The sequence below is a fragment of the Alphaproteobacteria bacterium SS10 genome (assembly GCA_019192455.1).
In the GTDB taxonomy this organism is placed as follows: Bacteria; Pseudomonadota; Alphaproteobacteria; order TMED2; family TMED2; genus TMED2.
Window position 1 is genome coordinate 299,435 of sequence record JAHCML010000006.1, and the last position, 17,644, is coordinate 317,078.

General features: G+C 59.5%; 17 protein-coding genes. 12 read left to right on the top strand and 5 right to left on the bottom strand.

The features are described from left to right. Positions 1 to 123: 123 nt before the first annotated feature. From KI792_11420 to KI792_11470, 11 genes are all read left to right on the top strand, one after another. Positions 124 to 1,131 carry a capsular polysaccharide biosynthesis protein gene (locus tag KI792_11420; protein ID MBV6633625.1) on the top strand — a complete coding sequence of 336 codons (1,008 nt, stop codon included), beginning with the start codon at positions 124 to 126 and terminating at the stop codon, positions 1,129 to 1,131. Positions 1,132 to 1,210: 79 nt separating this feature from the next. Then, the gene (locus KI792_11425) at positions 1,211 to 2,497 is read left to right on the top strand and encodes a glutamate-5-semialdehyde dehydrogenase (GenBank protein MBV6633626.1); all 1,287 of its coding nucleotides are present in this window, start codon (positions 1,211 to 1,213) and stop codon (positions 2,495 to 2,497) included. An 87-nt stretch (positions 2,498 to 2,584) separates the two neighbouring features. Next, positions 2,585 to 3,157 carry a nicotinate-nucleotide adenylyltransferase gene (locus KI792_11430; protein ID MBV6633627.1) on the top strand — a complete coding sequence of 191 codons (573 nt, stop codon included), beginning with the start codon at positions 2,585 to 2,587 and terminating at the stop codon, positions 3,155 to 3,157. 158 nt (positions 3,158 to 3,315) lie between these two features. Continuing rightward, entirely contained in the window at positions 3,316 to 3,750 is a 435-nt protein-coding gene (gene rsfS / locus KI792_11435; protein MBV6633628.1) for a ribosome silencing factor, read from the top strand. A 13-nt stretch (positions 3,751 to 3,763) separates the two neighbouring features. Next, on the top strand, positions 3,764 to 4,225 hold the full coding sequence (gene rlmH, locus KI792_11440) for a 23S rRNA (pseudouridine(1915)-N(3))-methyltransferase RlmH (GenBank protein ID MBV6633629.1): 462 nt from the start codon (positions 3,764 to 3,766) through the stop codon (positions 4,223 to 4,225). A 60-nt stretch (positions 4,226 to 4,285) separates the two neighbouring features. After that, the gene (locus KI792_11445) at positions 4,286 to 5,113 is read left to right on the top strand and encodes a nucleotidyltransferase domain-containing protein (protein ID MBV6633630.1); all 828 of its coding nucleotides are present in this window, start codon (positions 4,286 to 4,288) and stop codon (positions 5,111 to 5,113) included. 87 nt (positions 5,114 to 5,200) lie between these two features. Next, on the top strand, positions 5,201 to 6,763 hold the full coding sequence (gpmI, locus tag KI792_11450; protein MBV6633631.1) for a 2,3-bisphosphoglycerate-independent phosphoglycerate mutase: 1,563 nt from the start codon (positions 5,201 to 5,203) through the stop codon (positions 6,761 to 6,763). Further along, positions 6,760 to 7,947: a peptidoglycan DD-metalloendopeptidase family protein gene (locus KI792_11455; protein MBV6633632.1), complete on the top strand. Its 1,188-nt coding sequence runs from the start codon at positions 6,760 to 6,762 to the stop codon at positions 7,945 to 7,947. The genes gpmI and KI792_11455 overlap by 4 nt, the downstream gene beginning before the upstream one ends. Before the next feature lie 140 nt (positions 7,948 to 8,087). Continuing rightward, entirely contained in the window at positions 8,088 to 9,395 is a 1,308-nt protein-coding gene (locus tag KI792_11460) for a S41 family peptidase (protein MBV6633633.1), read from the top strand. A gap of 78 nt (positions 9,396 to 9,473) precedes the next feature. After that, positions 9,474 to 11,012 (top strand): divergent polysaccharide deacetylase family protein, encoded by a 1,539-nt coding sequence (locus KI792_11465; GenBank protein MBV6633634.1) that lies wholly within the window; start codon positions 9,474 to 9,476, stop codon positions 11,010 to 11,012. Next, the gene (locus tag KI792_11470; GenBank protein MBV6633635.1) at positions 11,005 to 11,463 is read left to right on the top strand and encodes an RNA pyrophosphohydrolase; all 459 of its coding nucleotides are present in this window, start codon (positions 11,005 to 11,007) and stop codon (positions 11,461 to 11,463) included. Before KI792_11465 ends, KI792_11470 begins: the two co-directional genes overlap by 8 nt. Here the strand turns inward: KI792_11470 and KI792_11475 are convergent. From KI792_11475 to KI792_11495, 5 genes are all read right to left on the bottom strand, one after another. Next, the gene (locus tag KI792_11475) at positions 11,460 to 12,353 is read right to left on the bottom strand and encodes an EamA family transporter (GenBank protein MBV6633636.1); all 894 of its coding nucleotides are present in this window, start codon (positions 12,351 to 12,353) and stop codon (positions 11,460 to 11,462) included. The genes KI792_11470 and KI792_11475 overlap by 4 nt on opposite strands. 20 nt (positions 12,354 to 12,373) lie before the next feature. Then, positions 12,374 to 12,826, bottom strand: coding sequence for an NUDIX hydrolase (locus KI792_11480; protein MBV6633637.1), 453 nt, complete (start codon positions 12,824 to 12,826; stop codon positions 12,374 to 12,376). A gap of 31 nt (positions 12,827 to 12,857) precedes the next feature. Then, complete coding sequence (gene phbB, locus KI792_11485; protein MBV6633638.1) at positions 12,858 to 13,580, bottom strand: acetoacetyl-CoA reductase; 723 nt, start codon at positions 13,578 to 13,580, stop codon at positions 12,858 to 12,860. Positions 13,581 to 13,673: 93 nt separating this feature from the next. After that, a complete protein-coding gene (locus KI792_11490; GenBank protein MBV6633639.1) occupies positions 13,674 to 14,849 on the bottom strand; it encodes an acetyl-CoA C-acetyltransferase in 1,176 nt (391 codons plus the stop codon). A 221-nt stretch (positions 14,850 to 15,070) separates the two neighbouring features. Further along, complete coding sequence (locus KI792_11495) at positions 15,071 to 16,390, bottom strand: alpha/beta fold hydrolase (protein ID MBV6633640.1); 1,320 nt, start codon at positions 16,388 to 16,390, stop codon at positions 15,071 to 15,073. Between the two features lie 660 nt (positions 16,391 to 17,050). On the opposite strand from KI792_11495, the gene phaR reads away from it, so the two are divergent. Beyond that, positions 17,051 to 17,638 (top strand): polyhydroxyalkanoate synthesis repressor PhaR, encoded by a 588-nt coding sequence (gene phaR, locus KI792_11500; GenBank protein MBV6633641.1) that lies wholly within the window; start codon positions 17,051 to 17,053, stop codon positions 17,636 to 17,638. Positions 17,639 to 17,644 lie beyond the last annotated feature (6 nt).

Consider the following 17,644-nt stretch of genomic DNA (forward strand, 5'->3'; position numbering starts at 1 on the left):
GTTCAACATCATCCACCAACTAATCCAGATGACCCCGCTGCGCTTATGCTGATCCAACGTCAAAACCCCACCGCCGAAAAGCTTCCCAGCTTTGGCGATCGCCCGCTCACCTTTGTGATTGCCATGTGGAATTGGAAGGAACAGTCCTTCGCGCGCTTTATTGAGGATGAACCAGGATCATCCGACATCATCTATTTCGATGAAACCTGCGGTTATGAACAGATTGTGAAGGCCGTCTCACTACAACGGCCGGACCGCATGATCCTCTGGGGTATGATGGAACCGGAAGGGGTTGCCGAGCTTGCCCAGCGTGAGGGAATTGATCTGCTGCGGGTGGAGGATGGTTTCCTCCGCTCTGCTGGCCTTACTGGAACCCGGCCCGCACCAATGTCCCTCTGCCTCGATAAGCGGGGCATCTACTTCAACCCGAACGTGCCATCGGATCTGGAGCACCTGCTACTGACCTATGATTTCGACAGTGATAGCGCGCTGGTTGACCGGGCAAAGGCCGGTATCACCCGCCTCCGCAAGCTGGGGTTGAGCAAGTACAACCATGCCAAGCCAGTGGATTTAGAGGCTGTCTATGGGCCAAAGGATCGGCCACGGGTACTCGTACTGGGCCAGGTCGAGGAAGATCAATCCATCCAATATGGCTGTGACGGGGCGTTTGATAACAACGCACTCGTCCGCGCAGCGGCTGAGGCGCACCCAGACGCGCAGATCATCTATAAGCCACATCCCGATGTACTGGCCGGGGATCGTGATCGTCTGTCAAACCCCGATGATGTGCGGGATATCGCCCTAGTCGTGGATACGCCGATGACCATCGATCAGGCTTTTGAGACGATTGATCACGTTCATACCGCCACGTCCCTCGCCGGGTTTGAGGCGCTGCTGCGCGGCCTCAAAGTAACCACACACGGCCGCCCATTCTACGCGGGCTGGGGGGTGACTGAGGATCGGCTACCGCCACTAAACCCACGGCGCGAGCTTACGATTGAGCAGGTTTTTGCCGCCGCTTACCTGCTCTACCCGATCTATTGCCACCCTGAGACAGGCGCACGCCTACGCTTTGAAGAGGCGCTGGATGTCCTCGCCGCTGAACGAGATCGGATGCTGGCGCAGGGCTAACCCTACCGGTTGATGGGTGACACGGTTATCGCTGCGGCGGTATAGAGGCGTAACGAGAACAGTCGCCAGGCAAGGACCAATGTCGTCACAAGCGATCCAAAACAGCGCCGATAATCCCGAAGCGCTTATCGAGCAAATGGGCAATGCCGCCCGTCAAGCGGCCCTGGTCCTGGCCACCGTGCCGGCGGCGCAGAAGACCGCTGCCCTAAACGCTGCCGCCGATAAGATTGAGGCTAGCAAGGCAAAATTACTTGAGGCCAATGCCGCCGATGTCAGCGCGGCTAAAGCCAATGGCACCGCCACCCCGCTGATTGATCGCCTGGTCCTAGATGATGAGCGGATTGCCGGTGTGGTTGAGGCCGTGCGCAGTATCGCCGCCATGCCCGACCCCGTTGGCCAACCAATGGCAGCGTGGGACCGACCCAACGGCCTGAACATCGAGCGGGTCCGCGTGCCCCTGGGTGTTGTCGGTATCGTGTTTGAGAGCCGACCCAACGTCACCGCCGATGCTGGCGCCCTATGCCTTAAGGCCGGGAACGCGGCCATTCTCCGGTGCGGATCCGAGAGCCTAAACTCCTCAACCATCTTGGCTGAATGCTTGAGTGCAGCTTGTGTTGAGCATGGCCTGCCTGAAGCATCGATCCAACTGGTGCCCACCCGTGACCGGGCCGCCGTTGGCGCCATGCTTACCCGCCCCGACCTGATTGATGTGCTGATCCCCCGGGGCGGCAAATCCCTGATTGAGCGGGTGATGAATGACAGCCGCGTGCCGGTGCTCGCCCATCTGGATGGCCTTTGCCATGTCTATGTGGACGGTGCCGCTGACCTTGATATGGCAGAGCAGATTGTGGTGAACGCCAAGATGCGTCGCACCTCCGTCTGTGGTGCCGCTGAAACCCTGCTTGTTGATGCGACCATCGCCGATACTGCCCTGCCCCGGTTGGTTAGCGCACTTCAGACCGCCGGCTGTGCTGTACGGGGCGATGCGGCGACCCAGGCCGTAAATGACGCCGTGACCCCGGCCGATGACAGCGATTGGGTCACCGAGTATCTGGCCCCCATCATCTCAGTCCGGGTGATTGATGGCGTTGGCGCCGCAATTGACCATATCAACCGCTATGGCTCCCACCACACCGACAGCATTGTCACCGGTGATAGCGAGCTGGCGGAACAGTTCTTGGCCCAGGTGGATAGCGCGATTGTCCTGCACAACGCCTCAACCCAGTTCGCCGATGGTGGTGAATTTGGCCTGGGCGCGGAGATTGGGATTGCCACGGGTCGCCTACATGCGCGTGGCCCCGTGGGTGCGGAGCAGCTGACCACGTTTAAGTATAAGCTGCGCGGCCAAGGCCAGACCCGGCCCTAATCCAATATCCTCCGCCCTATGACCCGCCAAACCATCGCCGGCAACCCGATCCGCAGTGCCAGCCAGCCAAGGCTGCGCGCACCGGCCATGTGGCGCGGCTTACGCGTTGGCCTGTTAGGCGGCTCATTCAACCCGGCCCATGATGGTCATCGGCATATCAGCCTGTTGGCCCTGAAACAGCTGCGGCTAGATCAGGTTTGGTGGCTGGTTAGCCCGCAAAACCCACTTAAATCGAGCAAAGGCATGGCGCCGCTGGTTGAGCGAATCGAGAGCGCCCAGTCGGTCGCCTGCCATCCCCGCATTCTGGTCACGGCGATCGAGCAGGATTTGAGCACCCGTTACACCGCCGATACGCTGCCTGCCCTCCGGAAAGCCTTTCCAGCCACGGGTTTCACCTGGTTGATGGGCGCGGATAATCTGTCCCAAATCCGGCACTGGCAGCATTGGAACCGCATCTTTGAAACAATGCCGGTTGCGGTGCTCGCGCGCGCTCCGTATTCTTTAAGGGCGAGATCGTCGATGGCGGCGATCCGTTACCAAAGGCACCGTCTGCCGCATGGAAGGGCATCCCGCCTGCACATCGGTGGACCGCCGCGCTGGGTTTACCTGCCGATACCGCTTCACGGCGCATCGGCAACGGCCATAAGGGCGGCGCGTTAAGGGTCTGTTAATCGCTCGGCCTGTTTGATCAAGGTGATCATTCCGGGATCGGGCGAAGGATAGGAAGGTTTTTTGGCCAGATCGATATGCATAGGCGAGATCGACCGAGCTCCTTCTGTCATCCTGACCAAACACGGGATGCGTCACAGTAAAGGAGGATGACGATAGCTAACGCTCGTCAAATTTCGGCGTCTGACACCACGGCAACCGATCTACCGGAACCCGAGGAATTAGAACGCCTCGCCATCCAGTCCCTAGAGGACGACAAGGCCTTCGATGTTGTTTCCATCGACCTTTCCGGCAAATCGGCAATCGCCGATGCCATGATCATCGCTTCCGGCACATCCAGCCGCCAGGTTTCGGCCATGGCGGAGCATCTGCTTGAGCGCTTGAAGAAGGCTGGTGTGGGCTCTGTGAAGGTTGAGGGTAAGGCCACCGCTGATTGGGTTCTGATCGATGCCGGCGATATCGTCGTGCATCTGTTCCGCCCTGAGGTGCGTGAGTTCTACAATATCGAGAAGATGTGGCTACTAGACGGGCCAAGTGGGTCGGTCGGTGGTGGCGCTGCGGTCAGCCTGGCTGGCGCGCAGTAGCACTCGAACCCTCGTGAATATTACCATCGCGGCCATTGGTAAGGCCCGCGCCGGACCGGAGCGCGCGCTCTATGAGCATTATGCAGAGCGCATGCGCTGGCCTCTGACCCTCAAAGAATCCGACCTAAAGAAACCGATTGAGCCGGTGGATAAGCGCCGCGCCGCTGAGGCTGAGCTGTTGAGTGCTAGCCTTCCAAGCGGTGCCGTGGTCATTGCGCTTGATGAGCGTGGCCGTGAGTTAGGCAGCCGTGACTTCGCTTCCAAGCTTGCCAATTGGCGGGACGGTGGCCGTGCCGATATCGCTCTCATAATTGGCGGTGCCGACGGGCTAGACCCCGTGCTCAAAGCCAAGGCTGATCTGATCTGGTCGTTTGGTAAGGCCACATGGCCCCATATGCTGGTTCGCGCCATGTTGGCGGAACAGATATATCGTGCGCAAACCATCTTGGATGGCCACCCATACCATCGGGATTAATCCCGTTAATTATTGAAATAAAACAGTTTTGCTTTCGGTCGCGGGCGTTAGTTTCGGGCCATGAGCCAACCCAAGCGCCCACCCTATGCTGATGCTGCCCACAAGATTGGGCCGCCCGATTTCAGCACTGTCGCACGGCGAACGTTTCAGCGTTTCATCGACCGCCGCTTTGGGCCGGATGCGGTTATCTTCCTAGGTGGTTCAGTACAGCGCGGTGATGCGCGCTTCGGATCCGATGTTGATGCGGTGGTCGTCCTGCCTAAGAAACCGGGGCAGCATCGCCAGCGGATTAAGCAGGTGATTGAAGGCGTACCGATTGACCTCGCCGTCTATAATCTGGAGGGGCTGCAGACCAGGCTTGGTCGCGAAAAACGCGCCGCCAGCCCTTGGGTCATGGAAATCGTTGGTGAGGGCGAGGTTGTCACCAACCCGCGCAGCCCAACTGCCCGTATCGCCCGAACCATGGCCCGCCGTCATTTGCGGGAGGGCCCACCAGAATTCAAGCAAGGACAACGACGCCCCGCTCTCGTTGAAATCAGCGAACTAACCGAGAGCCTAGCCGGCAGCACGGATACAGCAGAGATGCGGTTCCTGGGTGCCATGCTGATGCCCAAGCTGGCGACCTTCCACCTTCGCGATAATGATCAATGGATTGGCCGTAATCGCGGCCTCCTAACCCGGCTGAAGGCGTTTGACCCTGACTATGCTGAGGCCTTGGATAAGGCTGTCTATGTTGATTTGGGTCAGAAGGGTGATATCCGGCCCTTGGTGGAGCTGACCAAGCAAACCCTGGCTGCAGCAGGCGGATTAGCCCGCGATCTGCCCCTGGATATTGATCCAGACGACCCGGCCAGCCCGTGCCCGGATCAAGATAAACCAAAAATCTGACCAAATTGGCCTGCTTGATGGTTGAGACCTGACCCCGGACGCCCCATAACCTGGGCAGAAGGGTCCAACAACCAAACGATAAGAGCCATGAGCGACCAAAAGCCAACCCGCCCTGTCATGCTGTGCATTCTGGATGGCTGGGGCTGGCGCGAAGACGCTGACAACAACGCTGTTCGACAGGCGAACACACCTGTCTTTGACCGCATCTGGTCGGCGGGTCCCCACGCCTTCCTTAGCGCGAGCGGCGGTGATGTTGGCCTGCCCGATGGTCAGTTCGGCAATTCAGAGGTTGGGCATATCAACATTGGCGCTGGGCGTGTGGTGGATCAGGACCTGCCACGCATCGATAAAGCCATTCAGGATGGCAGCCTGGCTGAGAACCCCGTGCTCGCCCAATTGATTGAAACCCTGAAATCAAGCGGCGGTGCGCTGCATCTAATGGGGCTCGTATCCCCCGGCGGTGTGCATAGCCACCAACGGCATATCGCTGCACTAGCGGAGCTCGTTTCCAAGGCTGGCATCGCGGTTCGGATCCACGCCTTCCTAGACGGCCGGGATGTGGCGCCACAATCAGCCGCCCAATCCATGGCCGATTTCTTAAGCAGTGTTGAAGGGCTGAGTGACACGAAGCTTGTCAGCCTGTGCGGTCGCTATTTTGCCATGGATCGCGACACACGTTGGGAGCGGGTGGCGAAAGCCTATCACCTATTGGTTGAGGGCACTGGCGAGGGCTTCACCGATCCCATCGCGGCGATTGAAGCATCCTATGCTGCTGACACTGGCGATGAGTTTGTCGAGCCACTGGTTCATGAGGGCTATACCGGCATGGCCGATGGCGATGCGATCCTGATGGCCAACTTCCGTGCCGACCGGGCACGGGAAATCCTGACCGCTTTCCTGGATGATGGCTTTGACGGGTTTGAGCGTCCGCAACGACCGGCCCTCGCCGCCGCTGTCGGCATGGTTGAGTATTCCAGCGCCCTCGCCCCGTTGATGACCACCCTGTTCGAACCACAAGAACTCACCAATGTGCTGGGTGAGGTTGTGTCGAAGGCAGGCGCCAAACAGCTGCGCGCGGCGGAGACTGAGAAGTACCCCCACGTCACCTTCTTCCTGAACGGTGGTGAAGAGGTTGAATATGAGGGGGAAGAACGGATCCTGGTCCCGTCCCCAAAGGTTGCAACCTATGACCTACAGCCAGAGATGTCGGCGCCGGAGCTAACCAACAAGGTCGCCAAGGCGATTGAGACCGGCAAGTTTGATCTGATCGTTATCAACTACGCCAACCCGGATATGGTTGGGCATACGGGCGACCTCGCCGCCGCTGTGAAGGCTTGCGAGACCGTGGATACCGGCCTTGGCCAACTGCTTGAGGTGGTTGAAGCCCAGGGCGGCGCCGCCCTCGTCACCGCTGATCATGGGAATTGCGAGACCATGCGCGACCCTGAAACCGGTGGCCCGCACACCGCACACACCACCAATCTAGTGCCGGTGGCATTGGTCGGCGGTGCGGCTGGCGCCACGCTACGTGATGGCCGCCTGGCTGATCTGGCACCCAGCCTGCTCGACCTGATGGGCATTGACCAGCCGAGCGAGATGACCGGCCAATCCCTGCTGCGCCCTGCCAATACGGATCAAAGCGCCGCGTGATCCGAGTTCTAGCCACCGCTGCGATCTTGGCCCTGGTTTCTCTCGGGCCAGAAGCCCAAGCCCAAACGCCAGAGAATGCCGAGGCCGCGGCCCGCGCCGGTGCGGCGGTGGAGAGTGAGCTTGAACAGCGCCGCGCCCGGGCTGCTGCCCTAGCCGCGCAGAAGGAGCAGCTAAACAACGAGCTGTTCCAAATCCGTGAGACCCTGGCAACCAACGCCCTACTGCTCCAAGCAAGGGAGAACGAACGGCGCGATCTGGTTGAGCGAATTGGTGACCTCGAAACCCGGCTAAGCCTTGCTGAGGCCAGGCTGGAAGAACAGCGGGAAGAACTGTCCCGTCTTCTCGGCGGTCTGCAGCGGATCAGCCGGATTCCACCCGAAGCACTGTTGAGCCAAGCCCAATCGGTTGGTGAGATTACCCGCGCGGCAACGATCATGGGCAATGCGGTCCCTGCCCTACAGACCTCGCTAGAGCCGCTGCGCCGAGAAGTGGCAACAGTTAGCGACCTGAAACAACGCATTGAGAGCCGCAGGGTTGAGTTGGCCTCTCTATCGAGTGAGTTGGAGCGGCAGGATCAGACGCTGGAACAGCTGCTCAGCGACCGCGCCGACCGGCTTGCCACCACCAGCGCCGATCACGATGCCGAGGCAACGCGGGTCGCTGCACTGGCTGAGCAGGCCGCAAGCCTTCAAGCCCTGGTTCAGGAGCTATCACGCCTTCCCGATCCACCGGCCGTGCAAGAGACTGCCATTCGGGGCAATGCGCCCAGGCTGTTGAGCCCAGTGGCTGGTCGTATTGCCCGACGCTTTGGCCAACGCGACACCGCGGGTGGTCAGGCCGATGGCCTCGTCTTTGGTGTTCGGGATGGTCAGGCCGTGCTGGCCCCGGGTGAAGGCACCATCCGTTATGCTGGCCCATTCCGCCGGTATGGGCAGCTGGTCATTGTTGATCACGGCGCTGAGTATCACAGCGTACTGGCCGGCCCGCTCGACCTACTCGTCCAGGTTGGGCAATCGGTACGCGCTGGCGAACCTGTCGCACGACTTGATCGCGAAATTGGGACCAGTAATTCATTGCTTCAGAGTGCGGTTTCAGGCTCCAATAGCAGTGATATGCCGCTGTATTTCGAAACCCGCTTCCAGGGCCGCCCGCGCAACCCACTGCAATTCGTGGCCGAGCGTTGATAGGAACAACATAATCCAGCGAAAAATGGCGCCTTGGAATGGCCAAAAACCGCCAGCAGCCTTAAGCTAGCGCGGTCCTTCACAAGACCGATCGCTATACCCGGCTGATTAGAGATTTAGACCGAACAGGACCCGATATCATGAGAGCTTCGTTTATTGCCGCCGCCGTTACCCTTGCGCTCGGCCTCCATATTGCCATGGGCCCGGCCACACCAACGGCCAATGCGCAATCAGGCGAGATTGCCGATGACACCTACCGGCAGCTGACCCTGTTCGGTGATGTGCTTGAGCGTGTGCGCGCCGAGTATGTAACCGAGCTTACCGATCAAGAGCTGATCGAGGCGGCAATCAACGGCATGCTAACCTCTCTCGACCCCCATTCTGGTTATCTGAATGAGGCAAGCTTCCGGGACATGCGGGTCCAGACCCGGGGCGAATTCGGTGGTCTTGGCATTGAGGTCACCATGGAGAATGGCTTCGTTAAGGTCGTCTCCCCCATCGATGGCACCCCCGCTGCCGAGGCTGGTATCCAGCCCAATGACTTCATCACCCATCTGGATGAAGAGCCGGTGCTGGGCCTGACCCTATCCGACGCGGTTGAGCGCATGCGCGGCCGTGTTGGCACCACAATCACCCTGACCGTTCGTCGTGAGGGTGAAGCTGAAGCGCTGGAAATTCCAATCCGCCGTGATGTGATCCGTATCCGCTCTGTCCGCTCTGAGGTGAATGGCGATATCGGTATTATCCGCGTCACCACCTTTAGCGAGCAAACCGCCGATGGCGTTGCCGAAGCGGTTGAGAGCTTTAAGGAAGAGTTGGGCGATGAGCTTACCGGCGTTGTCCTCGACCTCCGCAACAACCCAGGCGGCCTGTTAGAGCAGGCGATCAGCGTCTCTGATGCCTTCCTGGACAAGGGTGAGATTGTTTCGACCCGCGGCCGTCGCGAGGAAGATACCCAGCGTTATAACGCCACCACCGGCGATATGCTGGATGGTCTGCCCATGGTTGTGCTGATCAATGGTGGTTCCGCCTCTGCGTCTGAGATTGTGGCGGGTGCGCTTAAGGATCACCGTCGTGGCCTGATCATCGGCACTAAATCCTTTGGTAAGGGCTCGGTCCAAACCATCATGCCGCTATCCGGCAACGTGGCGATCCGCCTGACCACTGCGCGCTACTACACCCCATCCGGCGTGTCGATCCAGGCTGAGGGCATTGAGCCAGACATTGAAGTGCGCCCAGCACGCCTTGAAGAGGTGGCCGCAATCGCCCGCCGTCGTGAGGCCGATCTACGCGGTGCGCTGGACAATGAGGGCGGCGAAGCACCCTCTGACGCGCCAGAAGCCGAGGCTGAGGCTGATACCGAAGCGCAACCCTTCGACTATCAAATGGCCCGTGCCATCGACCTGTTGCGCGGCGTGTCGCTATTTCGCTCTACAGTGGTGAATTAAGTCGGCGGCGTACGTCTTGTTCTGCGTGCGTTGTGTCGGCATGTTTGATTGACCTAACAGGGTTGGATCCTCAACGGGATGCTGCCAGACGCGCTTAAAGAATCCATGGCTGGGGCCGGTGTCGATGATGACGAGCCCAATAATGCCAATGGCGAGACCGATGTTGTGGCGGATAGCCTCGACAATGACGGCGTTGTGTCTGACAGCCTGCAGGAAGTGGGCGAGATCGCACCGCTTGCCGGTGACGACGACAACAGCTTCCCTGAAGACAATGACACCCGCACCGCCTGGGACGATGAAGATCGCCCCAGCCGCAGCGCGGCCATCGCGGCGCAGCTAGCAGCCAACAAACCAGAAACTGATGGCGAAGGTTCAAAAGGTAGCAAGGCCGCCTGGGCTGCTAGCCTAGTGTACCTGCTGCTACTCGGCGGTGTTGGCGGTTACCTTGCTTTCGTTGCAGAAACACCGCCACCCCAGGGCCTAACCAGTGATGTCCGGGTCGTTGTGCCGATTGAGGGTGAGATTGCGATCGCACCACCGCCGGTGGAGCCTGATCCCGAACCCCAACCAGAACCGGCTGTTGAGCCCGTGGCGGTTACGGACCTACCACCGCAACCTGACCCAATCGAGCCAACGGTCATTGAACCGACCACGGTTCCAGACACTGTCGCTGTAGCACCAACGCCAGACACGGTGCCCCCTGAGCCAGAACCAGTAGCCGTTGTCCGGGACGAAGGACAGCCGCCACGCGAACCACAGGCCAGCCTGCAAGAACCATCGGAGTTTGGGCCCCTACCAATCATCTTTGGCAATGGACGCCCGCACCAAGTCTATGCCCGGACGGTGCCGCCGCTTGATGTGCCGCGCATCTCCCTCGTGATGATTGATCTGGGTCTTGACCGTACACGGACAGAGGTTGCAATTGAGCAGCTGCCAGCCGATGTCAGCCTCGCTTTCCATGCCTATGCGCCAGATCTGAATGATTGGATTTCCAGCGCGCGTGGTGATGGCCATGAAAGCCTACTCGCCATTCCGATGGAGCCGGTCGGCTACCCACTCGACGACCCAGGGCCAAACGCCCTTCTGGTCGGCAACACGCCATCCGAAAACCAGATTGAGCTGCACAAATCACTCGGCGCTGCTGAGGGGTATGTGGGCGTTATCAACTTTATGGGTTCTGCCTTGATGGCAGATTTCAACGCCCTGGCCCCGGTGGTTGAAGAGCTGTCCGAGCGCGGCTTGATGTTCATCGACAACAACTCAGCGATCAACTCCGTCGCACCAGAGGTAACCGCCCGGTACCCATTGCCATTCGCCCGCGCCAACCGGCTGGTTGATAGCCTACCAACGGCCGCGGATATTGATGAGCAACTGGCCAATCTCGAAGCCCTGGCCAAGATCCGGGGTGAGGCTGTCGGCCTGATCCAGCCCTATCCGGTCACCTATCAACGGTTGGAAGAGTGGATCCCAGAGCTACGGTCTCGCGGTATCGACTTGGTCCCGGTTAGCGCCATTGCCAGCTTCCGCCAGGGTGCTGAGGACGATGCTGAAGCCGCACAGCAGGCCGAAGCACCGGCCGTCGACGCCAATACCGACACCGCCAACAGCGATGGCTGATCAGCCACGTGATCTAAGCCAGCACCGACCTTGCGTCGGCGTGATGCTGACCAATGCCGACGGCCTCATTTTTATTGGTGAGCGGAGTGATGCACCCGGCGCCTGGCAAATGCCCCAGGGTGGCATCGATAAGGGCGAAGATGTGGTGAGCGCGGCCCTTAGAGAGCTTAAAGAAGAGACCGGAACGGATAAGGCCGAGGTGCTGCGGGTTACTGGCGGCTGGCTTGCCTATGACTTCCCACCGAACCATGGGTTAGGCAAATGGGTGGGGCAAAAGCAGCGTTGGGTCCTGGCCCGATTTACCGGTGAGGATAGCGACATCGACCTTACCGCCGATGACCATCAGGAATTCATCACCTGGCGCTGGGCAACAGCTGAAGAAGTGCTGTCCCTAATCGTTGAGTTCAAACGCCCAGTTTATGAGGCGGCGATTGCCGAACTTCTAGGCTAGTTTTCAGCCGAACTAGTCGATTTACGCTGCCACATCTCTGCGCTAGCGATCACCGCACCGCCAATGGTTAAGAGGCAAGCGAGGCCAAGAACAAGGTCAAACGGCCGAACCCCGATGGCGACCAGTGAAATCGTAGAGAGCAACGGCGCCAGATAAGACAGGGCGCCCAGCACCCGAATATCACCCTGCTTGGTGCCGTAATCCCAGACAAAGAATGCGCCGCCGACGGGGCCTAGACCAAGCGCGAGGGCGGCCAGCAGTTCCGTCGTATTCGGGATGACAGTTTGCTCAAAAACCAGATGGGCCACACTGGCGAGCAAGACGGTTGCAAGGCAATAGCCGGCCACCGCATCGGTAGGCACATGGGTAAAGCGACGGTTTAGGACCGAGTAGCTGGACCAGAACAGGGCAGCGATTAACGCAACGCCGAGCCCTAATACCGGTGCAGGTGCCGAACTGCCCTCACTATCCACCCCGGCGACAATCAGGACGGTGCCAATCAGCCCAAGCAACGCACCGACCAGGTGGAACCAGCGCAATCGATGACCAGGCAGCAGCGCTGAAAACAGAACGATCAGCAAGGGCCAAAGGTAATTCAGCAGATTGGCCTCAACCGGTGGTGCCAGTCTAAGGGCCATGAAGTAACAGAAGTGGTAGCCAAACAGCCCGCAAATGCCGAGCAACAGCACCCTTGGCGGCTGCGCCATGACTTTCAACGCTGGCTTTAGACCACCTCGCCGCCGCATGGACCAGACCAGGCCAATAACACTGGCCACGGCAAATGACATGGCCAGCAACTGAAAGGGCGGAATGCGCCCGGACAAAACGGTGAAGAGGGCCAGCGTCGCCCATAGTAAAACGGCAATACCACCGATGGCGGTCGCCTTGATCGTGGCGCTGCTAACCGTGCTCAGGGGTCATGCCCATGCTTTTCAGCGGCCTCTCGGATGACCCGCTTGGTCTCATCCCAGATTGCCATATCATCGAGCTTGTCCAGATCGAACCATTGGGCATCAGCGGCATCATCGGCGGCAACCGGGTCACCGGAGAGATAGCGCGCCACCACATCAACCAGCAGGTAGTGATAGCGAACCTTGCCCGCCTGATCCCGGTCAACGCGATCGACGGCGGTTAGAATGCCCACCGCCTCGGCCTTGATCCCGGTTTCTTCGGCAACTTCTCGGATTGCCGCCTCAGCGCTGGTCTCGCCTAATTCGAGAGTGCCTCCGGGCAAGCTCCAGCGGCCCGCCTCTGGTGGCTTGGCGCGTTTGATCAGCAGTACCTGACCACCACGCAAAACAATGGCCCCAACCCCGACCCAAGGGCGCGATGGATACTCGCGAGGGTCAGGATGTGGGGCCATAATTGGTATCTAAACGATTACGGTGCTGGCGTTACGCCATGTATTGGCCGCCATTGACCGAGAAGGTAGCGCCGGTGATGAACGCAGACTCATCACGCACCAGGTAGGCAACCATATCGGCGATCTCTTCCGGCTTACCCATACGGCCAACTGGAATACCTGAGATGATGCTGTCCAACACCTCTTGCTTCATCGCACCGGTCATCTCGGTCGCGATATAGCCGGGGGCGATGACGTTGGCGGTAATGCCCTTGAACGCGCCCTCTTGGGCCAGCGCCTTGGTGAAACCAATCATGCCAGCCTTAGCAGCGGAGTAGTTGGTCTGACCCATCTGGCCCTTCTGACCGTTGATTGAGCTGATATTGACGATCCGGCCAAAGCCAGCATCCCGCATGCCCGGTACAACAGCCCGGCACAGGTTGAAGCAAGAGTTGAGGTTGGTGTCGATAACCGCCTTCCAGGCCTCAAACGACATCTTGTGCAGCATGCCGTCCTTGGTGATGCCAGCGTTGTTCACCAGAATTTCAACCGGGCCGAGGGTGCTAACCACCTGCTCAATACCAGCGCTGACCGCATCAAAATCGGCCACATCAAACTTGAAGACCTCAATGCCGGTATCGGCCTTGAACTTAGCTGCGGCCTCGTCATTGCCAGCATAGGTGGCGGCGACCTTATAGCCCACATCCTTCAGCTTGGTTGCAATCTCTGCCCCGATACCGCGGGTGCCACCGGTTACCACTGCCACACGTGACATGTCTCATCTCCCTAGCGTTTTGATTATTTGGTGTTCTGGCAAAAATGAACGGCACCGGGTTGGTCCCAGTGCCGTTCATCACATGATGTTTGATTAGTCGCGCTCGAGGCACATGGCGATACCCATGCCGCCACCGATGCAAAGCGTGGCGAGGCCCTTCTTGGCGTCGCGCTTGCCCATCTCATGCAGCAGGGTAACGAGGACGCGCGCACCGGAAGCACCGATTGGGTGACCGAGGGCGATCGCACCACCGTTTACATTCACCTTCTCCATATCGAAGCCGAGGTCTTTAGCAACGGCGAGCGACTGGGCGGCGAAGGCCTCATTGCTCTCAATCAGATCGAGATCATCAACGCTCCAACCGGCATCTTCCAATGCCTTGCGGGAGGCTGGGATCGGGCCGGTACCCATGATTGCCGGATCAACACCGCAGGTGGCCCAGCTTTTAATGCGGGCAAGCGGGGTCACACCGCGCTTCTCAGCTTCATCAGCGGACATCAGGACAACGGCGGCGGCGCCGTCATTAATACCAGAGGCGTTGCCAGCGGTGACGGAACCTTCCTTGGCAAAGGCGGGGCGCAGTTTCGCCATGCCTTCCATGGTGGCACCGGCGCGTGGGTATTCGTCGGTGTCGACAACCACATCGCCCTTACGGGTCTTGATGGTGACGGGGACGATTTCATCTTTAAACTTACCTGCACTCATGGCCGCCTCAGCCTTATTTTGGGAGGCGACGGCGAACTCGTCCTGCTGCTCGCGGGTTAGTTGCCATTTCTCAGCGATGTTCTCTGCCGTCTGGCCCATGTGATAGCCGTTGAACGCGTCCCAGAGGCCGTCCTTGATCATGGTATCGATCATCTGGAAGTCGCCCATCTTCTGGCCATTGCGCAGCTGTTGGGCGTGGGGTGATTGGCTCATGCTCTCTTGACCACCGGCAACCACGATACCGGCATCGCCGACCTTGATCGCTTGATAGCCGAGGGCAACGGCACGCAGGCCGGAACCGCAAAGCTGGTTGATACCGTAAGCCGTCTTCTCATGCGGGATACCGGCATTCATCGCGGCCTGGCGGGCTGGGTTCTGACCAGCGCCAGCGGTCAGGATTTGGCCCATTACGGTCTCATCAACCTCATTCGCCTCAACCTTAGCGCGGCCCATAACCTCACGAATAACTGTCTCACCCAGATAGTGGGCTGGAACGGTGCTAAGTGCGCCACTGAATGAGCCAATTGGCGTGCGCGCGGCGGCGGCGATGACGACATCTGACATGAATATCTCCCGTATCGGTGTTCTGTTGAATTGCGTTGACGTTAGGCTGGCGGGCGCTGAATTTCTTTGATGCACCTCAATAACCGGTGGCCCTTGCGGATGGTTATTGGGTTCGTCCCACGATTATAAAATCCCCATTAATCCTCGGCCGCGAACTTACGCCGTTGCACGCCCCATTGGCAAGCAAAGCGGTGCCGCGCTGATGCTTCGCATATCAGGGTTTACAGCTGGGAATTCAACCAGCTGGCAATCGGTTCCCAAACCTTAGTCTGGGCGCTGGACCCAACCACCAAGCCAACATGGCCGAGTGAGACCTGCATCGGCTCTGCTTGTGGGATCACCGCCGCCAATGCCTGGGCCGAGGCTGGCGGGACAATGCGGTCATGGTCGGGGATGACAACCAAGCTTGGCGCCTCAATGGTTTGTGGGGTGACCGGGAGGCCCGCAATGCGCCAATTCCCATGGGCCGGATCATTCCGGCCATACCAACCACGCAGGCATTCATGCGCCACCTTGGCCGGCAGCGGGATGCCATCATTCAGCCAATCCTCAAGCGCGACAAACGCCTCAATCTGCTCAGCTTGATCATCGATGGATGGGTCAAGCGCTGCGAAATTGGCGAACTTCCGCGGCACCAACAGCGGGTCTAGGCTGGCGAACAGGCTTTGAATGGCATCAACCGGCAGGGCGCCCCATTGATCGACAAAGGGGGCAATCGCCTCATAAGCGGCCGCCACCCGGCGCGCGGCCGGTGCGCCCATGGCATGGAATGACCAGGGGGTGGCCAGCAGAACCAGAGCCCGCACATCCAATGGGCGCCGCCAAGCAAGCGCAGCGGCCAGCATTCCACCCATACAATAGCCAAGCACAGGCAGGGAGGATTGCCGGGTCAGGCGGCGGGCCGCATCCAGCGTCCGCTCAAGCCGCCCGGCGACATAATCGGTCAGGGTAAAATCATGCTCAAGTGGCCCGGGCGTGCCCCAATCCACCATCAGTGGCCGAAACCCCTGCCCGGCCAACCAGCGCATTAGGCTCGTGCTCTCGGTCAAATCCAGGATGTAACCGCGATTGATCAGCGATGGAACGACGAGGATCGGCTTTGCCTTAGGGTCCGTGCCGTAATCCAGAAGGCGGGTTGCCCCCTCGGCCCAAATCACCGGTGGCTCTGTGAGATCACGGCGATACTCGGCATGGCGATAGCGCTCGACGCCGGTGAAAAACTGGCCGAGGCGGCGGCGGGCTTCAATATCGATGGCGTTAGTGATCTCGCGCTGGCTATCAGCCTCGGCACCGCGCTTTAGCGGGTCAGCTGCGTCCGCCTGTACCCGTGTCGCGATCTTCTGCCGGAGTTGGTCGGCCCGTGCCTTCAAGCGCGGATGCCAGATCGGCGAGCCGTTGTTCCAGAGATGCCAACCGGTTGAAGAGCTGAGCCATGTCACCATCGCCGCCTGCATGTGCAGCGGCAGCGGACGCGGACCCTGACGCAGCGGCGTCTGGCTGTCCTGATTGCTGTCCGGGCTGTTGGGTGGCGTCTGGCTCATTATTGTCGTTCTTCGGCTGAGCGGCAGGGAAAGGCGGGGTAAAGCCCATACCTTGGTTCGTGCCCTGGCTCGGCATTGGTCCAGTTGGGTAGCCAGCCGCAGGGTTCATGGGCGGTTGCTGGCCATCCTGACCATACATCCCACCCGCCATACCGCCGGACATTCCGTTGGGCGAAGCATACAAATTCGCAGCGCTAAGTAAATTCGCGAAATTCGCAAAAGCGGCCGCGCTTGGCCCCATCATCTGAAAGCCACGCGCCATCGCCTCGGCCACCATGGGGTCGGTGGCAAGGGCCGTCCATTGATCCTGCCACAAATCCAGGTACTGGCGGGCCAGTTCGTCGAATTCGGGGGCAGCACCATCAGCGCCATTGCTGGCTTTTGGGTCGGTGTCGTCGCTCATTTGCGGCGCACTATAAAAACCACGCGATGGAAAAGGCCAGCGGGTTTTTGCCCCGCATGCGAACGGTCTGGGCTGCGCCTGGTTCATGCTGCAGGGTTTACGCTCAATGCTGCGCAGCATTTGCGATGCACAATATTGCTTGGACTCAAACGGCAACCAGCGCTAAATGTTTGGCAATATTGCAGTTGCTAACGACCCAACCGGGCGTGGCGGCGATCGCAAAACAATGAATACAACAAAATGGGATAGGGCCCCCGATGAACGCCAAAGCGACCAAAGACGACGCGCCGATCACGATTAAGAAGTACGCGAACCGGCGGCTCTACAACACGGCGACCAGCTCCTATGTAACCCTCGACCACCTCTCCAAGATGGTAAAGGCTGGCGAAGACTTCGTGGTTTATGACGCGAAAAGCGGCGATGACATCACGCGCTCTGTCCTCACCCAGATCATCGTTGAGGAAGAGTCCAAGGGTGAAAACCTGCTGCCGACCAGCTTCCTCCGCCAACTCATCGGCATGTATGGCGAGAACATGCAGATGCTCGTCCCCCACTATCTTGAGCAAGCGATGCAGAGCTTTGCCAAGAACCAGGAGCAGATGGGCGAGATGTTCCGCGACAGCATGGGTGGCATGGGCGGTATGTTCGGCCTGAAGCAGATGGAAGAGCTGAACAAACAAAACCGCGCGATGTTTGAGCAGGCCATGCGCATGTTCAGCCCAACCGGCATGGATGATGCTGGGGACAAGCCAGCCGCCAAAGCTGGCGGCGGTGAAGATCTCGATGAGCTTAATCGCAAGATCGATGAGCTACAGCAGCAACTTAAAACCATGACCGGCAAGTAAGCGCTG

Excerpts from the sequence above, each read along its gene's own strand:
- KI792_11420 (MBV6633625.1), top strand. The coding sequence starts at position 124 with ATGTGGAATTGGAAGGAACAGTCCTTCGCGCGCTTTATTGAGGATGAA.
- KI792_11425 (MBV6633626.1), top strand. The coding sequence starts at position 1,211 with ATGTCGTCACAAGCGATCCAAAACAGCGCCGATAATCCCGAAGCGCTT.
- KI792_11430 (MBV6633627.1), top strand. The coding sequence starts at position 2,585 with ATGTGGCGCGGCTTACGCGTTGGCCTGTTAGGCGGCTCATTCAACCCG.
- rsfS (MBV6633628.1), top strand. The coding sequence starts at position 3,316 with ATGACGATAGCTAACGCTCGTCAAATTTCGGCGTCTGACACCACGGCA.
- KI792_11445 (MBV6633630.1), top strand. The coding sequence starts at position 4,286 with ATGAGCCAACCCAAGCGCCCACCCTATGCTGATGCTGCCCACAAGATT.
- gpmI (MBV6633631.1), top strand. The coding sequence starts at position 5,201 with ATGAGCGACCAAAAGCCAACCCGCCCTGTCATGCTGTGCATTCTGGAT.
- KI792_11460 (MBV6633633.1), top strand. The coding sequence starts at position 8,088 with ATGAGAGCTTCGTTTATTGCCGCCGCCGTTACCCTTGCGCTCGGCCTC.
- KI792_11465 (MBV6633634.1), top strand. The coding sequence starts at position 9,474 with ATGCTGCCAGACGCGCTTAAAGAATCCATGGCTGGGGCCGGTGTCGAT.
- KI792_11470 (MBV6633635.1), top strand. The coding sequence starts at position 11,005 with ATGGCTGATCAGCCACGTGATCTAAGCCAGCACCGACCTTGCGTCGGC.
- KI792_11480 (MBV6633637.1), bottom strand. The coding sequence starts at position 12,826 with ATGGCCCCACATCCTGACCCTCGCGAGTATCCATCGCGCCCTTGGGTC.
- phbB (MBV6633638.1), bottom strand. The coding sequence starts at position 13,580 with ATGTCACGTGTGGCAGTGGTAACCGGTGGCACCCGCGGTATCGGGGCA.
- KI792_11490 (MBV6633639.1), bottom strand. The coding sequence starts at position 14,849 with ATGTCAGATGTCGTCATCGCCGCCGCCGCGCGCACGCCAATTGGCTCA.
- KI792_11495 (MBV6633640.1), bottom strand. The coding sequence starts at position 16,390 with ATGAGCCAGACGCCACCCAACAGCCCGGACAGCAATCAGGACAGCCAG.
- phaR (MBV6633641.1), top strand. The coding sequence starts at position 17,051 with ATGAACGCCAAAGCGACCAAAGACGACGCGCCGATCACGATTAAGAAG.